The sequence below is a fragment of the Aestuariicoccus sp. MJ-SS9 genome (assembly GCF_032586235.1).
Taxonomy (GTDB): Bacteria; Pseudomonadota; Alphaproteobacteria; order Rhodobacterales; family Rhodobacteraceae; genus Aestuariicoccus.
On sequence record NZ_JAWHTD010000019.1, the window covers coordinates 13,034 to 30,889 of the forward strand.

Genomic DNA, 17,856 nt, shown 5'->3' on the forward strand with positions numbered 1-17,856 from the left:
CACACATGACACCTCTGGCCCCGATCGACGACGCGATTACGCTGGATCAGCTCAATCTCGATCCGTTCCCCATCTATCGCCGCCTTCGGGCCGAGGCCCCCGTGTGCCGGGTCACGGCGGCCGGGCGCACCTTGCTGACCAAGGCGGCGGACACGAAATACGTCAAGGACAACCCCGAGCTTTTCAGTTCCGATGACCCCAACACGCCAATGAAACGGGCGTTCTGGGCCCATACGCTGATGCGCAAGGACGGCGAGGCGCACAAGCGCGAACGCATGGCGATGGCGCCCGCCTTTGCGCCCAAGGTGATCACGGGCGAGTGGATGCCGCGCTACCGGCAGATTGCCGAAGACTACGTCGCGCGTCTGCCCCGCGGCGAGGTTGTCGACCTCTTCGCGCTGTTGTCGGGCGCCTATGCCGCCCGTGGGCTTGCGATTCTGCTTGGCATGGAAGAGGCCAGCGACGAGGACATGATGGAATGGTCCCAGGCGCTGATCGAAGGGGCCGGCAATTTCGGCTGGCGGGATGCGCCCTTCGAGCGCGCGGATCGCGCCAACGAGGGCATTCACGCGCTTCTCGACAGATTGCAGGCACGTCATCGGGCCGAGCCGAACCCGTCGGCCTTTTCGGTCATGCTGAATGCGGATGACCCGATCCCGGAAAAACAGATATATGCCAATATCAAGATCGCGATCGGCGGCGGCATCAATGAACCGCGCGATGCCCTGAACACCACGCTTTACGGCCTGCTGACAAACCCCGACCAGCTGGCGGAGGTCAAGAGAAACGACGACTGGATGAAGGCCTTCGAGGAAGGCGTGCGCTGGGTCGCGCCGATTTCCGCATCGTCCCGGCTGGTCACCGAAGACACCGAGATACGCGGGCACCTGATCCCAAAGGGCGACACCGTGATGACGATCCAGGCCAGCGCCAATCGCGATGAAGAGGTGGTCGAGAACGGCGAGGTTTTCGATGTCTACCGCGCCGATTGCCACCACCAGTCCTTTGGCAATGGCCCGCATTTCTGCCAGGGCACCCATGTGGCGCGCCGGGCGGTGGGGCAGATTATGCTGCCGACATTGTTCGACCGGTTCCCCGACATGACCATTCCCGACACGGACGCGGTCCTATGGCGGGGGTTCGGGTTCCGCGGTCCGGTGCAGATACCGGTCCTGCTGCAATAGTCCGGCCCGCGACCGCCGCACGGAGACGAGGATGAGATGACCGAAGACAGAGTGCTAGTTGCCGGGGCCGGTATTGGCGGGCTCGCCCTTGCGTTGACGTTGCACCAGATTGGTGTGCCCGTCACCGTGCTGGAATCCGCGCGGCAGATGCGCCCCCTTGGCGTCGGCATCAACATACAGCCGAACGCCGTCCGCGAAATGTTCGATCTGGGGATCGACGCGGCCGCGCTCGACCAGGTGGGTGTACCGGCCGAAGAATGGGCGCTTGTGGGCCTCAATGGCCGCGAGGTCTATGCCGAGCCGCGCGGCCTGAAAGCCGGGTACAAATGGCCGCAATACGCGGTGCATCGCGGCGCCCTGCAAATGCTGCTTTATCGCACCCTTGTCGAACGGGCCGGGGTCGAGGCGGTGCAGCTTGGCGCGAAAGTGACAGGGTATGCGCAGGACGGGTCCGGCGTCGTGGCGAAAGTGGCGCGGGCCGACGGCACAACGGACGAGATGCGCGGACGCCTTTTGATTGGCGCCGACGGCATCCATTCCGCAATTCGGGCACAGATGTATCCCGACCAGCCGCCGATCCATTGGGGCGGTGCGGTCATGTGGCGCGGCACGGTAAGGGCCAAGCCGCTGCGCACGATGTCTTCGTTTGTCGGCCTTGGTACGCATCGGCAGCGGATGGTGATCTATCCGATCTCGAAACCGGACGCGGACGGCTATTCGCGCGTCAACTGGATCGCGGAAGTCACCGTCGACAACGTCGATGGGTGGCAGCAGGACGGCTGGTTCCGGCCTCTCGAAATTGACGAGTTCATCCATCATTTCGATGCCTTCCGCTATGACTGGCTCGACGTGCCGGCGATGCTGCGGCAGGCCGATTGCGCCTATGAAAACCCGATGATCGACCGGGATCCGGTCCCCTCCTGGGTCGATGGGGCCGTTGCGTTGATGGGGGATGCGGCGCATGCGATGTATCCAACCGGGTCGAACGGCGCCAGTCAGGCCATCGTCGATGCCCGCGTTCTGGGGGCGGCCTTTGTCGAAAACGGCCTGACCCCGCAGGCGCTTGCGGCCTATGACGCGCAACTGTGCGGGCCCGTGTCGGAGCTGGTGCTGCGCAATCGCGGGGCAGGGCCGTTCGGGCTGTTGAACCTGCTGGATGAGCGCTGCGGCGGGACGTTCGACAATATCGATGACGTGATCCCGGCGGACGAACGCGCCCAGTTCATGGCCAAGTACAAGGCCGCGGCCGGTTTCGCGATCGACAAGCTCAACGCTGCGCCGCAGACCATTCAAGCGGGCGCACGCGTGCCGCGCACGGCAGAGACGCCCGCCCGGTGACCGGCCTTTTCATCCCGTCCGTTTTCCGAAGCCTGTTTTCCCAAGAGGCGATTGCGGCGGCCTTCGATGGATCAGCCTTCACCGCGCGTATGACGAGCAGGACATAGGGTCTGCTCGCAAGCTGACATCCCCAGCCAACGTGCCGGCCTTCCAGAAAGGTTCAAGAATCGGCCGCATTTTGCTATTCTGTCGCAATTATTCAGGGGGACTATTCAATGGACTATTTTGACGTCGACGTTTACTCGCGCAAGGTCACAACCAATTCGGATCATGCGCAACTGTGGTTCAACCGCGGACTTGTGTGGACATATTCCTACAACCACGAACAGGCCATCGAGTGCTTTAAGAGGGCGCTGGAGCATGATCCGGACTGCGCGATGGCGCATTGGGGCGTCGCCTATGCCGTCGGCCCGAACTACAATTTCGAATGGTGGATGATGGACCCGGACACCAAGTCGAATGCCCTGGCAACGGCCTTTGATGCGACGCAGGCGGCGCTTGCCTTGGTCGACAAGGTCACACCACCCGAACGCGCGCTGATCGAGGCCTTGCCTGCCCGCTATCCGCAGCGCGACCCGATCGAGGAGCAAGGCCCCTGGAACGACGACTTCGCGGGCGCGATGAAAAAGGCCTACGACGCCCATCCGGACGATATCGAGGTTGCCACCGTTTATGTCGAGTCGATCCTGAACCAGACGCCTTGGAAAATGTGGGACATCTGGAAAAACACCGTCGCCGAGGGGGCCGGAACGGTCGAGGCGCAGAGGGTGCTGGAGACGTTCGTGGACACTCCGGAGGGACGCGCCCATCCCGGCATTCTGCACCTCTACGTTCACCTGATGGAAATGTCGCCGACACCTGAAAAGGCGTTGATGGCGGGCGATTGCCTGCGCGAACTGGTGCCCGACGCCGGCCACCTGATCCATATGCCCACACATATCGACATCCAGTGCGCCGAATACCGTGACGCCCTCTACTGGAACCAGAAAGGAATCGAGGCCGATCTCAGGATCGCCGAGCGGCAGGGACGGATGAATTTCTACACGGCCTACCGTGTCCACAATTATCACTTTGCCATTTATGGCGCGATGTTCCTCGGCCAGTACGAACCGGCGATGGCCGCGGCCGAAGAGATGATCCGTGAAATTCCCGTGGAACTACTGAAGCTGGAGAGCCCGCCGATGGCGGATTTCCTCGAGAGTTATCTTTCCATGAAGACCCACGTTCAGATCCGTTTCGGCAGGTGGCGTGACATCATTTCCGAACCGCTGCCCGAGGATCGGCAGCTTTACTGCCACACGACCGCCTCGCAGCATTATGCCAAGGCGGTGGCGCATGCCGCTTTGGGGGATGTGGCGAACTCCGAAGCCGAACGGGCCAAATTCATGGCGGCGCGCGCCAAGGTGCCCGATAGCCGCTATCTGCACAACAACCCCTGCATCGACCTCCTTGCCGTGGCCGAGCAGATGCTGGACGGCGAGCTTGAATACCGCAAAGGGAACTTCGATACGGCCTTTGCGCATCTGCGCAAGGCGATCGAGCTGGAGGACAATCTGGCCTACGACGAACCGTGGGGCTGGATCCAGCCTGTGCGCCACGCGCTGGGCGCCCTGATGCTTGAGCAAGGACGGGTCGAGGAAGCCGAGCAGGCCTACCGCGAAGACCTGGGCCTTGCCGGAAACCTGCCGCGCGCCTGCATTCATCCCGACAATATCTGGAGCCTCAAAGGTCTGGACGAATGTCTGCGCCGCCGCGGCGCCGGAGACACGGCGGAAGCCAAGTTGATCCGCCAACGTCTGGAACTGTCGGCCGCCAGGTCCGACCTGCCGGTCGGCGCCTCCTGCCACTGCGCCCAGGCGGCGATGAAGGCGGTGGCTGCGGAATAGATTGGCTGGCGGGTTGATCCTTCCATCGGGATGGACGGAATCGCCATGGGCCCGGCTCGTCACGGTGGTGCCGCGCCGGGCATTCAGCGTCGAACCGGTGAAACGCCGGCAAATGCGCAGCGCCGCGCCTGAACGAGGGCCATGACCAGAGCGCGGACCTTGCGCGCGTTCGCCGTCGAAAAGAACGCGCATCCGACGAAGGCGTTTCACGATATCGAAGGCCACCCCGAACGGCGGCGTGGCCAGGACAGCCAAGGTGGGCTTGAGCAAGATCAATGCCCTCATTGCAAGTTCGAGATAGCGTTACAGGCGTACAGACAGAGGAGGACGGTTCAATGAAATGGATTCCACTCTTTACTGTGGCCGCCTTTTACGGGGGCTTGGCTTGGGCACAACAAGAAGGCGATCCCGAGGCAGGCAAGTTGCTGGCCGATCAATATTGTTCTCGCTGCCATGACATCGGCGAGAGCGGCGCGTTCAAGCAATCCCCACCGAGCTTTGCAGCCATCGCGGTTTACTGGGGCGAAGACCAGATATGGAATCGAATAATGTTCCCAGTGCATACTTCCATGCCGGCGATGTGGGATTTCTTGACCCCAGAGAGCGTCGCTCACGTGACGGCCTACATCATGTCGCTCGAGAAGTAGGTTCGAACGAGGTGGTGGGCTGACGTTGGGCCACCTCGCAGATAAATTCGATCGCCCCCGCAAAAGCCCGGAGCAATGGGCGTGCATGGTATCTAATTTCAATCCTGCCGCGTAAACGTGCGCCTGGAGCGGCACTGAAACGCGACAGTTCCAGGTGAACTTTCCATGCATCCCTTTTGCCTGAATGCGGTGATCGGTGCAGGCACCGCGCCAAGCCTCGAAATCTAGGATTTTGTCGCCGTGTTCCCACTGACATCCAGCAGCTCTTCCTGAAATTTCCTGACCGATGGCGACAGGTCTGCGTTCAGCGGTACAATGAGATGATAGGCGAAAGACGTGGCGAACGTCGTGTCGAACGGGTTCACCAGCGCGCCACTTTCGATTTCCGGCCGCACCGCCCAAGACGCAAAAAGCGACACCCCCAGCCCGTTGATGGTCGAGCTGAGCTGAAAGTGCCGGTCTTCCAGCATCATCTGGGACGGGGTCGCGGGCAGCAGCACATCATTGTCGGTAAACCACTCTTCCCACATCCTGGTGTCATCCACGTGAAGCAGGGTGCATTCGGCCAGGTCCGATGGTTTCCGGATCGGATGCGCCTTCAGATATTCGGGGCTGCACACGACGACGAGCCGTTCAGTCCAAAGCTTGGTCACCTCGAACTTGCTCCAATTGCCGCGGCCCCATTGGACGCCGATATCGGCAAAACGCTCGGGGTTGGGCATATGCGCGAAATTATTGTTGTGGTTCTTGATCACAAGCTGCACGCCGGGATTGGCTTCGAGCAGGCCACCAAGCCGCGGCGACAGCCATCGGCTCGCAAACATCGGCAGCAAGGCGATCTCGATGGTTCCAGCCCGGCTGGTCGCCTGATCGATGCCCGTTCGGATCGCCTCGAGCCCGCGCATCACATGCCCCGCCAGGATAGAGCCCGACTCGGTCAGCTCGAGCCCGGAAGCGTTTCGGCGAAACAGGACGGTGTCCAGGTCGGCCTCCAATTTTTGGATATGATAACTGATCGTACTTTGGCTGGTGTTCAAAAGCTGCGCCGCGCGCGTCACGTTCAAGACATCCGCAACGGTGCTAAACACCTGAACAGATTTGATATTCCTGATCTCAGTTGGCATTTGATGGCACCCGGACTCACAATTCCTCTGAGTGTGGTCATCGAAATTTTAGATAGCAAGCGCTAATCATTCTATTTTCGCCACCATCGAATTGCAGGCTAGGCTCGTCGCAACTGCTGGAAAAGCAGATGGGAGGACATTGTGACCACTGCCGTTTTGCAGCTGGAGAAGCTCTGTAAGTCGTTTGGCGGCGTGCATGCCGTGCGCGACTTGTCGTTTTCCGTCGGGCACGGTGAAATCCTGGGGCTGATCGGCCCGAACGGATCCGGCAAATCCACCACGGTCAATGCGCTGGCCGGTGTGTTTCCGGTCACCTCGGGCGAAATCCTGCTGGCAGGCGGTCACATCCAGACGCTGCCGGAATACGAACGGGTCTCTATGGGGTTGGCGCGCACCTTTCAGACCGCCAGCACCTTTGCCGAATTCAGCGTGCGCGATCAGGTCAGGCTTGGTTGCAATGTCACGTTGAAATCGCATCCGTTGTCGTCCGTCTTCGGCATCGGGCGCCATCCCGGCGAGAACGAGGTCATCGACCGGCGGATCGATGACATTTTGGACCTGACGGGCCTGGCCGGGGTCGGTGACGAAAAGGTGGCGACGATAACCGCGGCCGAGCAACGCTTTCTTATGATCGCAACCGCATTGGCGTCGAACCCCAAGGTCATCCTTTTGGACGAACCGGCGGCGGGGTTGGTCAGCCACGAACGCAAGGCTTTGGCCGATGTCATCCGGGGGATCCGTGACACCGGCGTGTCGGTTCTGGTGATCGAACATCACATGGCCCTCATCATGGAGGTGTGCGATCGCATCGTGGTGCTGAATTTCGGGTCCAAGATCGCCGAAGGCACACCGGATGAAATCCGCAGCGACCAGGCGGTGATCGATGCCTATCTCGGGGAGGCAGTGTGATGCTCACGGTGTCGGACCTGCGTGTCAGTTATGGCCCGATCGAGGTGATCCACGGGATCAGCCTTGAAGTGAACGAAGGCGAATGTGTCGCGCTTATCGGCGCGAACGGTGCGGGCAAATCTTCAACGCTAAAGGCGATTTGCGGACTGGTTCCGGCGCAGTCGGGCTCTATCACCTTCGAAGATCAGGACATCACCAACCGCAGCGGCCACTCGATCGTGCGCGCAGGCATCACGATGTGCCCCGAGGGCCGCCAGGTCTTTCCCCAGATGAGCACGGTTCAGAACATGCGCATGGGGGCCTATGCGCGCAGCGACGGCGCACAGGCCAGCGACCTCGAAGAAATGATGAACATGTTCCCGATCCTGCGCGAACGGGCAAACCAGGCGGCTGGAACGCTTTCGGGCGGGGAACAGGAAATGCTGGCGATTGCGCGGGCCCTGATGGCGCGGCCAAAGCTGTGCATTTTCGACGAACCGTCACTGGGTCTTGCGCCCAAGATCGTGGCGGAAGTGGGCGAAACCATCGAGCGGATCAAGAAGATGGGAAAGACCATCCTGCTGGTCGAACAGAATTCGCTTATGGCGCTGCGCCTTGCCGACCGGGCGTATCTGTTCGAGGCGGGTGAGATCGTCCTCACCGGCACGGGCGAAGAGCTTCAATCACATCCAGAAGTGGTCAAGGCCTATCTGGGCCACTGACCCGGGCACGTAACGAAAAGGGAGGAACTACCATGAAACTGAGGACACTGACGGCCGCCTTGGCGCTGGCCGGAACAGCGGCGCCCGCCGCCGAAATTACCCTGGACATCGGCGTAAGCGACGCGCTCACCGGCGGCGCGGCGGTGTATGGCCTGCCGCAGGCCAACGCAGTGCAAATGGCCGCCGACGAGATCAACGCAGCCGGCGGCATCAAGGTCGGCGACGACACTTATATGCTCAACGTCATCGCCTACGACGACAAGGCCAACCCGACCGAGGCCTCGAACTCGGTGCGCAAGCTTTTGGATCGTGACGGTGTGAAATACATCCTTGGCTTCTGCTGCTCGGGGGCCACAGGCGCCGTTGCGTCCTTCATCGAAAACGAGGACGCGGTGATGCTGGTGGGCAACGCCGCCGAACGCTCGATCACCACACGCGAAATTCCCAACCTGACGCGGACGCGCCCGCCGGCGGACTACACCGGGGCCGCGGCCGGAACCTTTGTCGCCGACAAGGGCCATAAGCGTGTGGCGGTTCTGGGTGCCCTCGATGTGGGCTTCTATGCCAGCTATGTCGACGCGTTCGAGAAAGAGCTCAATGCCGCGGGCGGCGAAATCATCTCGCGCGAAGCCTTTGGCCTCAAGGACCGCGACATGAGCCCGCAGCTCACAAAGATCCGCGAACAAGATCCCGACGCCATTCTTGTGGTGGGGTACGTCGAACCGGCAGCGTTCATCTATCGCCAATCGGTGGAGCTGGGCATCGATGTGCCGCGCTACGGGTTCACCTCCGGCAGCGAAGAGCAGTTTCTGCGGGTGGCGACATCGGAACAGATGGAAGGCGTCTGGGACCTGCGCCCGACCGAGCTGACGTTGCTCTCGGCCAGCGACAACGGCATCGCCTATCACAAGAACTACACCGAGAAATTCGGCATCGCGCCGTCGCCCAGCTCGCCCTACGCCTATGACCAGACCTATGCCCTGAAGGATGCGATCGAGGCGGCGGGAACGGTCGACGATGCCGAGGCTGTCGCCGCCGCGCTGCGCGAACTGGCCGTTCCGGATGAGGTGGTCATGCAGTACCTTCCGGTCGATGGAAAAATGTTCGATGTCAACGGTCAGGCCTATACCTCGAACGGGGCCTTCCAGTGGCAGGACGGCAATTGGGTATTCGTGCAGGATCTGCCCTCGGATGCCGCCGCCTATTCGGCTTTCCTGAGCACAATCGACTGACGAAACCCCTGCGGCGCGGAATGTTCCGCGCCGCCCTTTCGGGACGGCGGACATGATCGAGATCTTTCAGCAAATCATCAACGGGATGGCGATCGGCGGGGTCTATGTGCTGATTGCACTGGGGCTGACCACGGTGTTCGGCATCCTTGGGATCGCGCATTTCGCCCATGGCTCGATCTCCATGTTTGGCGGGTACCTGACGTTTTTCTTTGTCGTGATGTGGGGGCTGCCACTCTTGGCGGCTATTCTCATATCGCTTGTCGTGGGATTGTTGCTGGGTGTTCTGATCGAACTGTTGGCCTATCGCCCGGTCCGAAACGCGAGCCATATCAACGCCTTCATCGTTGCGCTTGGCCTGACGATGATGGTCGAGGGCCTGAACCTTGAGTTCTTTGGCCACGAGCAGGTGGTGATCCCGACAAACCTGTCTCATGTCTACAATATCGGGGGCGTCACCATCCCGGAACTGCGGCTTTATGTGATCGTCGGGGCGGCGATCCTGATCCTGGCCATGACGATGTTTGTCGAGAAGACCAAGACCGGCCAGGCGATACGCGCCGTGGCGGAAAACCGGGATGCGGCGATCTTGATGGGGGTGAATGTCAACACGATCCCGTTGGTGGTGTTCTCGATCTCGACTGCGCTTGGCGTCTGTGCCGGCGTGATGGTCGGCGCGCTTTTCGCCATCGCGCCCGGCATCGGCGAAGGATTGGTGGTCAAGGGCTTTGCCGTTCTGGTGCTTGGCGGGCTGGGGTCGATCCCCGGTGCCGTCATCGGTGGACTTGTGCTGGGCATCACAGAGGCGCTGGCGGCGGGCTTTGTATCCTCTGCCTACAAGGACGTGATCGCCTTTGTGATCATGATCCTGGTTCTGCTGGTGCGCCCGCAGGGATTGATGGGGAAGGCATGATGCAGCTCACTGGAAAACACATCCTCTGGCTGGCGGCGCTTGTCGGCTTCGTGCTGCTGCCGCAACTGATTTCCGTGAAGTATTACCTGCACCTGTCTATCCTCGCGCTGGTCTGGGTGATCGCGGCGCAGGGGCAGAACCTGGTTCAGGGTTACACGGGCTATGTCTCGATCGTGCAGGCCGGTTTCATGGGGATCGGCGCCTATTCCACGGCCTTGATGGGCCTGCACTACGATCTGCCGGTCTGGCTGACCATCTTGCTGGCCCCCGTGGTCACGGCCGTGTTCGCGGTGGCGACCGGCTATCCCAGCCTGCGGGTCAAGGGGCACTACTTCGCCATCGTCACGCTGGCCTTCAACCTGGTGATTTTCATCGTGCTGATGAACTGGCACGATCTGACCCAGGGCGAGGCTGGGATCACGGGCATTCCGAAACCGGGCGGCAAGGACGGTTTGCTCAACTGGCGCGACCGCGAGACCTATTACTACTTCGTGCTGATCGTCGCGGCGCTGATGACCGGGCTTGCCGCGCTGATCGTCAAAAGCCGCATCGGGCAAATCCTGATCGCCATTCGGCAGAACGAGGATCTGGTCGGCGCGGTCGGTATCCCCGCCTGGAAATACAAGCTTTTCGCCTTTGTGACTTCGGCGATGTATGCCGGCCTGGCCGGGGCGATCTATGCCCATTACCAAAGCTTCATCAATCCCGAGATCTTTGGCGTCGCGCAATCGCTGGACGCAATCCTGGCCGTCATAATCGGCGGATCCGGCACCATCGCCGGGCCGGTGATCGGAGCCTTCTTCGTGGTCTTCCTGCCGGAATACCTGCGCTTTGCCGACAGCTTTCGGCTGATCCTGTACGGGCTTGTGCTGGTTCTGGCGACGATCTTCATGCCACGCGGAATCGTGGGGGTCACGGGGGATCTGTGGGCGCGGGTGCGGAACCGGCGGTCATGACGGATGCCGACGACTTTCTGGACCGGGTCGATGCCTTTGCCCGGGGACCCGTGGCGCGCGCGGCGCCGGGATGGTCAATGGGCCAAACGCCCGATCCCGGCCTGATCCGTGACGCCGCGGCCATCGGATTGACCGGCATCACCACGCCGACGGCTTTTGGCGGAAAGGGGCAAGGCTTTGCCACGCTCGCCGAGGCGTGCGAGACGCTGGCGGCGGTCGAATTCGGGTTCGCCATGTCCTTGGTCAACACGCAGAACGTCGGGTTACGCCTTTGCCTGTCCGCATCCGATGCAGTGCGCGACATGTACCTTCCTAGGCTGCTGTCGGGTGAAATCAGCGCCTGCACGGCCTTGACAGAGCCGGGCGTGGGCACGGATTTCGCGGCCGTCACCACCCGCGCGACCGAGGCGGACGGCACCTGGCGCATCCGTGGCGAAAAGACCTGGATCATCAACGGCCGTCACGCCGGGCTGGCCATGGTCTTTGCACAATGCGGAGCAGACCGAGACGCGACCGGGATCGGGGGGTTTCTTGTCGATCTCAATCAACCGGGTGTCCGCCGCTACCCCATCGACTCGGGCTTTGCGCAAACGTCGATGGGCACAGGCGGGTTTGTTCTAGAAGACGCGGTGGCGGCGGGTCTGCTCTTGCCGCCGGGCGGGGCGTTCAAATCCATCCTGACCGAAATCAATGCCGCGCGGTGCTATGTGGCCGCCATGTGTAACGGTTTGCTGGGGGAGGCTATTGCACAAGCTGCAGCGTATGGCGCGCAGCGCGAGAGCTTTGGCAAACCGCTCGACCAACACGCGGCGTGGCGCCAGCCTTTGGGCGCGGCCGCAACCGACCTTGCTGCCTCGCGCGCCCTGACGGGCCGCGCCGTGTCGCAGATCGCGACCGGGCAGGATGCGCAACTGTCCGCGGCCAAGGCCAAGATCGCCGCCACCGAAACCGCACAACGCCACATCCCGCAGATGCTGCACGCCATGGGCGCAGCCGGCCTGCGGCCCGAATATTGTTTCACCCGTCACCTTGCAGCCGCCCATATCGCCGGGTTCACCGACGGCGCCACGGGTATCCTGCGTGATCGCGTCGCGCGATTGACAGGTACCGACGTCTCACCCTCCAGGAGGTAATCCATGCGTGTTTTCCAGATCGAAGGCGATTGGGGCATCGACAATCTGAAGCTGTCCCACCGGCCCGAGCCGAAACCCGGCCCCGGCGAGGCGCTGATCCGGATGCGCATGGCCGCACTCAATTCCCGCGACCTGATCGTGCCGGAACGCGGCTATGGCCGGGCGACGGGCACTTTGCCCCTGATCCCGGTGTCGGACGGGGTCGGCGAGGTGGTGGAGGTCGGCGAGGGCGTCACCCGTGTGGCCGTGGGGGACCGGGTTTGCCCGACTTATTTCCAGAACTGGACCGGTGGCGCACCGACGCCGGAACGGTTCAGCTCTGCCCTGGGCGGTCCGCTGGATGGGGTGATGGCGGATCTGTTCTGCGTGTCCGAGCAGGGTGTCGTCAAACTGCCGGAATACCTGACCGATGCCGAGGCGGCCACCTTGCCCTGCGCCGCGCTTACCGCGTGGAGCGCGGTCGTTACGCATGGCCGGACCCGGGCCGGGGACCGCCTGCTTGTGCAGGGCACCGGGGGCGTGGCGCTTTTTGCGCTGGCATTTGCCAAGATGCACGGCGCGCATGTCACGGTGATCTCGTCCAGCGATGACAAGCTGGACAAGGTGCGCGCCCTGGGCGCGGACGAGACCATCAACTACATCGAAACAGAGGATTGGGCCCGCGCCAGCCGCCCCTTCACTGCGGATCGCGGCGGGTTCGACAACATCATCGAACTGGGCGGGGCCAAGACGCTGCCCCTGTCGCTGCGCGCGGTGCGCCCGGGCGGGACATTGTCGATGATCGGCGTCCTTTCAGGCCTGAACATCGAGGCATCTCTGGGCCCCATCGTCGCACGGCAGGTGCGCTTGCAGGGGGTCACCGTCGGTCATCGGGACGGGTTTGAGGCGATGCTGGCCGCCATGGCGCTGCACCAGACCCGCCCGGTTCTGGGTGAAACCTTTGCCTTTGAAGATCTCAAGCCGGCGTTGGAGCACTTTCGAACCGGAGGGCATTTCGGCAAGACGCTGATCGGGTTCTGATCCTCGTGTCCCGGTCCTCGCATCCCTACCAGCCCAGGTTTCACCCGCCGGAAAAACCGGCCTTCGTGATGTGCGACAGCGGTGAAACGGTCAGCTTTGGCACGCTGGAAGCGCGGGCCAATCAGGGCGCGCATCTCTTGCGGTCCAACGGTATCGGTGTGGGCGACCACATCGCGATCCTGATGGAAAACCGGCGCGAATTCCTCGAGATCTGTTTCGCGGCGGATCGGGCCGGGGTCTACTACACCACCATCAGCACGCATCTGTCGGCGAGCGAAATCGCGTTCATTCTCAAAGACTGCGACGCACGGCTTTTGATCGTTTCGGACAGGTTTCTGCCCCTGGCCCAATCGCTGTCACAGGGCAGCGCCTGCAAGATGCTCATGGTCGGTTCGGCAACCGCCGGGTTGCCCAGCTGGTCGGACGCGCTGGCCCAACAGCCCCAGACCGCGATACCGGACGAGAGGCAAGGGTTGGACATGCTTTATTCCTCGGGGACGACAGGGCGCCCCAAAGGGATCAAATGGCCGCTGCCCGACACGCGCCCTGGCGCTCCGGGAATGCTGATCGACCTTCTGTCGGGGCTGTTCGGGTATGACAGCGAGACCCGCTATCTATGCCCGGCGCCGCTCTATCATGCGGCGCCGCTGCGCCATTCGATGGTGACCATCAAGATGGGCGGCACGGCCTATGTCATGCCCCGCTTCGACGCTGCCGAGGCCTTGCGCCTGATCGAACGACACCGCATCACCCACAGCCAATGGGTGCCCACGATGTTCGTAAGACTTCTGAAGCTGCCGGAACGGGACCGTCTGAGTTTCGACCTCTCTTCCATGCAAATGGCCGTACATGCCGCGGCCCCCTGTCCGCCGGACATCAAGAAAAAGATGATCGATTGGTGGGGCGAGATCATCCACGAATATTACGCCGGCACCGAAAACAACGGCTTTACGGCCATCACCAGCGCCGAATGGTTGACCCATCCCGGTTCGGTCGGGCGCGCCAAGCTTGGGACGCTGCATATCTGCGATCCCAGCGGCGCGGAAATACCCGTGGGGAAAACCGGAGAAGTCTATTTCGAAAACGGGCACCAATTCGCCTATCACAAGGACCCGGACAAGACCGCGTCCTGCACCAATGCCCAAGGCTGGACCACGCTTGGGGACATCGGACATCTGGACGACGAGGGGTATCTCTATCTCACCGACCGCAAATCCTTTGTCATCATTTCAGGCGGCGTGAACATCTACCCGCAGGAAACCGAGGACGTTCTGCTCACGCATCCGGCGGTTCTGGATACGGCCGTGATCGGCGTGCCGAACGAGGATTTCGGGGAAGAGGTGAAAGCCATCGTGCAACTGGTGCCGTCCATGGACCCGTCCGAAACGCTGAAAACGGATTTGATCGACTATTGTCGCCAGCGCTTGTCCCCGGTCAAATGTCCGCGCAGCATAGATTTCCTCGAGACGCTGCCCAGGTCCGCAACGGGAAAGCTCTACAAACGGCAGCTTAGAGACCTTTATTGGAAGAGTTGAGGCGGTCTGGGTTTTTCGGACAGCTCGGCGGCAGATCAAAGGTGTCTGCGGGTTGAGTGTCACGCCTCGGTTGAGGGCATGTTGGCCGATAGTGGAAAGTCCGCCACCAGCCGTCCTTCGATCAAAGGAAGCTGAAATCGTCCACCGTCAGATCGGCCGCCGCCACGCCCTCGATCAGCACGGTGTGCCCTTGATAGTCCATCAGAGCACCCGCCGCCGTATCGGTGATGTCGAGCGCCGCGACCATGCCCGCCAGGCCCGATCCCGGGGCGTTCTCGACGCCCAACATGCGCAAGCTGTCGATCCCGCCCTCGAAATCGGTGATCACGTCGGCGTCGCCGTCCTTGAAGAAGTGAGGTGCCCCTAGATTTGTAGACGCCTTGCCTCCTAGTTTGAGGCAAGGAGGCCGACATGGGGACAAGCAATTATAGCAGCGTTTCCAAGCGGGATGCGGTGCATCAGATCACTGTGCGGGCTGTCCGGTTCGGGAGGTGTCTCGGCGTTTGGGTGTCATGAAAACCTACCCTCGCCCAGAGTCGAGGGGGCGGCCAATTACGAAACGGCCGACCCTGTTTCGAACCGTTCAAGGCCATGAAAGAATATTTGCTGTTTGGGCGTTCTCTGACAAACCAGTTACAAGTTGTGCCTCTGTTGCGGCGGGCCAGATGCCGCGCGGGGCAGCGTTCCCCATTGAAGAAGTTGTTTTTAACTTGCGTTCAATGCCTTGGATGGGGTGCGGTTCCGTCTGGTCCGGTGTTTGCCGCGGAACTCGGTAGCGCGGGATCGAAGGGATGACGTCGACCCACCTCGACAAGGTCTTGGTGAAGAGCAATCAAGAGCGGTCGCTACGACGCCTGACAGGCACCTTCGGTCTTTGTCACCGAAGTTTCACGAGACCGTGGTCGCGGCCACTTGAAATGGATGTCGTCCGGTGCAAGCATTGCGCCACTGTTCGCCGGCCGCCGAAAGTGTGTGTGCCGCTGAAAGATAGAAGCATCGAAAAAGATGCATGGGAGGAAAAATGATCAAGCATGTACTCGGCGTCGCCGCCGTGACCACCGCGTTGTCGCCGATTGCCGCGATGGCGCAGACGGAAATCCAGTTCTGGCACGCCTTCACGGGGCGTCTTGGCGAACTCGTCGCCGCCCAGGTCGAAGAGTTCAACGCAAGCCAGGACGATTACGTCGTCGTCCAGAGCCACAAGGGCAACTATTCCGAGACGCTGAACGCCGGGATCGCTGCGTTCCGCGCGCAGGAGCAGCCGCATATCCTGATGGTGTTCGAGGTCGGCACGGCGACGATGATGTCCGCCGCAGGCGCGATCCGCCCCGTCTATGAGGTGATGGCCGAAAGCGGCGCGACCTTTGATCCCGACGCCTATATTGGCGCGGTCAAGGGCTATTACACGACCACCGACGGCGACATGCTGTCCCTGCCGTTCAACTCGTCCACGCCTGTGCTCTGGGTCAATCGCGACGCGTTCGAAGCCGCCGGGGTGGACCCGGATACCGATCTTTCCACCTGGGAAAGGGTCGGCGAGACGCTGGATGCGCTCAAGGCCGGCGGCGAGGATTGCCCGTTGGTGACCGCGTGGCAGAGCTGGATTCACCTTGAGAACTTCTCGGCGTATCACAACGTGCCCTTCGCCTCGAAGGACAATGGCTTTGCGGGTCTCGACACCGAGCTTATGCTGAACGGTCCGGCGCAGGTTGCGCATCTGACGGCGATGGGCGAATGGGCCAAGGACGGCAAGTTCATCTACACCGGACGCCGCAACGAAGGCGGGGCCAACTTCCGCTCGGGCGAATGCGCGCTCTTCACCGAAAGCTCGGCGGGCTATGCCGGCATCAAGGCCGAGGCGCAGTTCGACTTCGAAGTCCGTCCGCTGCCTTATTGGGAGGCCCTGATGGATTCGCCCCAGAACACGATCATCGGCGGCGCGTCGCTGTGGGTCATGGCGGGGCATGAGGCCGAGGAATACAAGGGTGTGGGCGAGTTCCTGAGCTTCCTGTCCTCGTCCGACGTGCAGGCCAAGTGGCACCAGGACACCGGCTATCTGCCGATCACGGTCGCGGCTGGCGAGGCCACCCGCGCGTCCGGGTTCTATGACGAGAACCCCGGCACGGATGTGGCTGTGATCCAGATGACCACCAACCAGCCGACCGCGAATTCCAAGGGTCTGCGGCTTGGCTCCTTCGACCAGATCCGCGGGATCATCGACGAAGAGCTCGAGGCGATCTGGGCCGGCGACAAGACCGCGCAAGAGGCCATGGACAGCGCGAAGGAGCGCGGCGACGCGCTGCTCCGCCGGTTCGAATCCGCCAACCGTTAACTCTGATATCGGTGCGGGCCCGATTGACGGGCCCGCATCCTTGCTGGCTCAGGTTGGATTATGGAAAAGCGCGTCACTTTTCGCGGCTGGATGCTGCCCCTTCTGCTGATCGCCCCCCAGGTCATCATCTCTGCCGTCTTCTTCTTCTATCCGGCCGGGCAGGCCGTCTGGCAGTCGCTGTTCATACCCGACCCGTTCGGGCTGTCGGCGCAGTTCGTGGGGCTAGGGAATTTCGAATTCCTTCTCAGCGACAAATTCTACCGCGCATCCTTTGTCACGACGGCGGTCTTCTCGATCCTGGTGACGCTCTGCTCGATGATCCCGGCCTTGTTCCTGGCGGTGATCGCGGACCGGCTGATCAAGGGATCGGGCGTCTATCGCACCATGCTGATCTGGCCCTATGCCGTGGCGCCTGCCGTGGCGGGCGTTCTGTGGCTCTTCATGTTCAACACGCGGGTCGGTGTCATCTCGTGGTATCTGGGGCAGATGGGCTATGACTGGAACCACGTCCTGAATGGCGGCGAGGCCATGGGGCTTGTCGTGGTCGCGTCGGCCTGGGGCCGGATAAGCTATAACTTTCTGTTCTTCTTCGCCGCGCTCCAGTCCGTTCCCCGATCCGTCATCGAGGCCGCCGCCATCGACGGCGCGCATTTCTGGCGCCGCTTCTTCACCATCGTTCTGCCGCTTCTGTCGCCCACGGCATTCTTCCTGCTGGTCGTGAACGTGGTCTATGCCTTTTTCGAAACCTTCGGCGTGATCCACACGATCACCGCGGGCGGCCCGCAGCAATCGACGACGATCCTGGTCTACAAGGTCTTTTCGGACGGGTTTGTCGGGCAGGATCTGGGCTCGTCCTCGGCCCAGTCGGTGATCCTTTTGATCGTCGTCGGCCTCTTGACGGTGGTCCAGTTCAAATACGTGGAAAAGAAGGTGCATTACTGATGGCCGC

Annotated in this window: 16 protein-coding genes; 14 read left to right on the top strand and 2 right to left on the bottom strand. The window is 61.8% G+C overall.

Translation table 11 applies throughout. The features are described 5' to 3' along the window. Positions 1-5: 5 nt before the first annotated feature. The 4 genes from RXV88_RS13535 to RXV88_RS13550 all read left to right on the top strand — a co-directional run bounded on the left by RXV88_RS13535 (position 6) and on the right by RXV88_RS13550 (position 5,055). Positions 6-1,184 carry a cytochrome P450 gene (locus RXV88_RS13535; protein WP_316293709.1) on the top strand — a complete coding sequence of 393 codons (1,179 nt, stop codon included), beginning with the start codon at positions 6-8 and terminating at the stop codon, positions 1,182-1,184. A gap of 36 nt (positions 1,185-1,220) precedes the next feature. Continuing rightward, positions 1,221-2,522: a flavin-dependent oxidoreductase gene (locus RXV88_RS13540; RefSeq protein WP_316293711.1), complete on the top strand. Its 1,302-nt coding sequence runs from the start codon at positions 1,221-1,223 to the stop codon at positions 2,520-2,522. A gap of 215 nt (positions 2,523-2,737) precedes the next feature. Then, entirely contained in the window at positions 2,738-4,408 is a 1,671-nt protein-coding gene (locus RXV88_RS13545; RefSeq protein ID WP_316293713.1) for a tetratricopeptide repeat protein, read from the top strand. A 335-nt stretch (positions 4,409-4,743) separates the two neighbouring features. Beyond that, complete coding sequence (locus RXV88_RS13550) at positions 4,744-5,055, top strand: cytochrome c (protein ID WP_316293715.1); 312 nt, start codon at positions 4,744-4,746, stop codon at positions 5,053-5,055. Between the two features lie 224 nt (positions 5,056-5,279). On the opposite strand, the gene RXV88_RS13555 is transcribed toward RXV88_RS13550, so the two are convergent. Continuing rightward, positions 5,280-6,179 (bottom strand): LysR substrate-binding domain-containing protein, encoded by a 900-nt coding sequence (locus RXV88_RS13555; protein ID WP_316293717.1) that lies wholly within the window; start codon positions 6,177-6,179, stop codon positions 5,280-5,282. Between the two features lie 141 nt (positions 6,180-6,320). Here RXV88_RS13555 and RXV88_RS13560 point away from each other — a divergent pair, with 141 nt between their 5' ends. Genes RXV88_RS13560 through RXV88_RS13595 form a run of 8 tightly spaced genes read left to right on the top strand, consistent with a single transcriptional unit; the run spans position 6,321 to position 14,575 of the window. Continuing rightward, the gene (locus tag RXV88_RS13560) at positions 6,321-7,088 is read left to right on the top strand and encodes an ABC transporter ATP-binding protein (protein WP_316293718.1); all 768 of its coding nucleotides are present in this window, start codon (positions 6,321-6,323) and stop codon (positions 7,086-7,088) included. Next, positions 7,088-7,789 carry an ABC transporter ATP-binding protein gene (locus RXV88_RS13565; protein ID WP_316293720.1) on the top strand — a complete coding sequence of 234 codons (702 nt, stop codon included), beginning with the start codon at positions 7,088-7,090 and terminating at the stop codon, positions 7,787-7,789. Before RXV88_RS13560 ends, RXV88_RS13565 begins: the two co-directional genes overlap by 1 nt. A 32-nt stretch (positions 7,790-7,821) precedes the next feature. After that, the gene (locus RXV88_RS13570) at positions 7,822-9,021 is read left to right on the top strand and encodes an ABC transporter substrate-binding protein (protein ID WP_316293722.1); all 1,200 of its coding nucleotides are present in this window, start codon (positions 7,822-7,824) and stop codon (positions 9,019-9,021) included. 52 nt (positions 9,022-9,073) lie between these two features. Continuing rightward, positions 9,074-9,931, top strand: coding sequence for a branched-chain amino acid ABC transporter permease (locus RXV88_RS13575; RefSeq protein WP_316293724.1), 858 nt, complete (start codon positions 9,074-9,076; stop codon positions 9,929-9,931). Beyond that, positions 9,928-10,887, top strand: a complete 960-nt coding sequence (locus tag RXV88_RS13580; protein WP_316293726.1) for a branched-chain amino acid ABC transporter permease — start codon at positions 9,928-9,930, stop codon at positions 10,885-10,887. The genes RXV88_RS13575 and RXV88_RS13580 overlap by 4 nt, the downstream gene beginning before the upstream one ends. Then, positions 10,884-12,020 carry an acyl-CoA dehydrogenase family protein gene (locus RXV88_RS13585; protein WP_316293727.1) on the top strand — a complete coding sequence of 379 codons (1,137 nt, stop codon included), beginning with the start codon at positions 10,884-10,886 and terminating at the stop codon, positions 12,018-12,020. The genes RXV88_RS13580 and RXV88_RS13585 overlap by 4 nt, the downstream gene beginning before the upstream one ends. A 3-nt stretch (positions 12,021-12,023) precedes the next feature. Next, a complete protein-coding gene (locus RXV88_RS13590) occupies positions 12,024-13,040 on the top strand; it encodes an NAD(P)-dependent alcohol dehydrogenase (protein WP_316293729.1) in 1,017 nt (338 codons plus the stop codon). A 5-nt stretch (positions 13,041-13,045) separates the two neighbouring features. Next, positions 13,046-14,575: an acyl-CoA synthetase gene (locus RXV88_RS13595; RefSeq protein ID WP_316293731.1), complete on the top strand. Its 1,530-nt coding sequence runs from the start codon at positions 13,046-13,048 to the stop codon at positions 14,573-14,575. A gap of 121 nt (positions 14,576-14,696) precedes the next feature. On the opposite strand, the gene RXV88_RS13600 is transcribed toward RXV88_RS13595, so the two are convergent. Further along, positions 14,697-14,903 (bottom strand): hypothetical protein, encoded by a 207-nt coding sequence (locus RXV88_RS13600; protein ID WP_316293733.1) that lies wholly within the window; start codon positions 14,901-14,903, stop codon positions 14,697-14,699. A 693-nt stretch (positions 14,904-15,596) separates the two neighbouring features. Here RXV88_RS13600 and ugpB point away from each other — a divergent pair. Beyond that, positions 15,597-16,907, top strand: coding sequence for a sn-glycerol-3-phosphate ABC transporter substrate-binding protein UgpB (gene ugpB, locus RXV88_RS13605; RefSeq protein WP_316293735.1), 1,311 nt, complete (start codon positions 15,597-15,599; stop codon positions 16,905-16,907). Positions 16,908-16,967: 60 nt separating this feature from the next. Continuing rightward, the gene (ugpA, locus tag RXV88_RS13610) at positions 16,968-17,849 is read left to right on the top strand and encodes a sn-glycerol-3-phosphate ABC transporter permease UgpA (RefSeq protein WP_316293737.1); all 882 of its coding nucleotides are present in this window, start codon (positions 16,968-16,970) and stop codon (positions 17,847-17,849) included. Positions 17,850-17,856 lie beyond the last annotated feature (7 nt).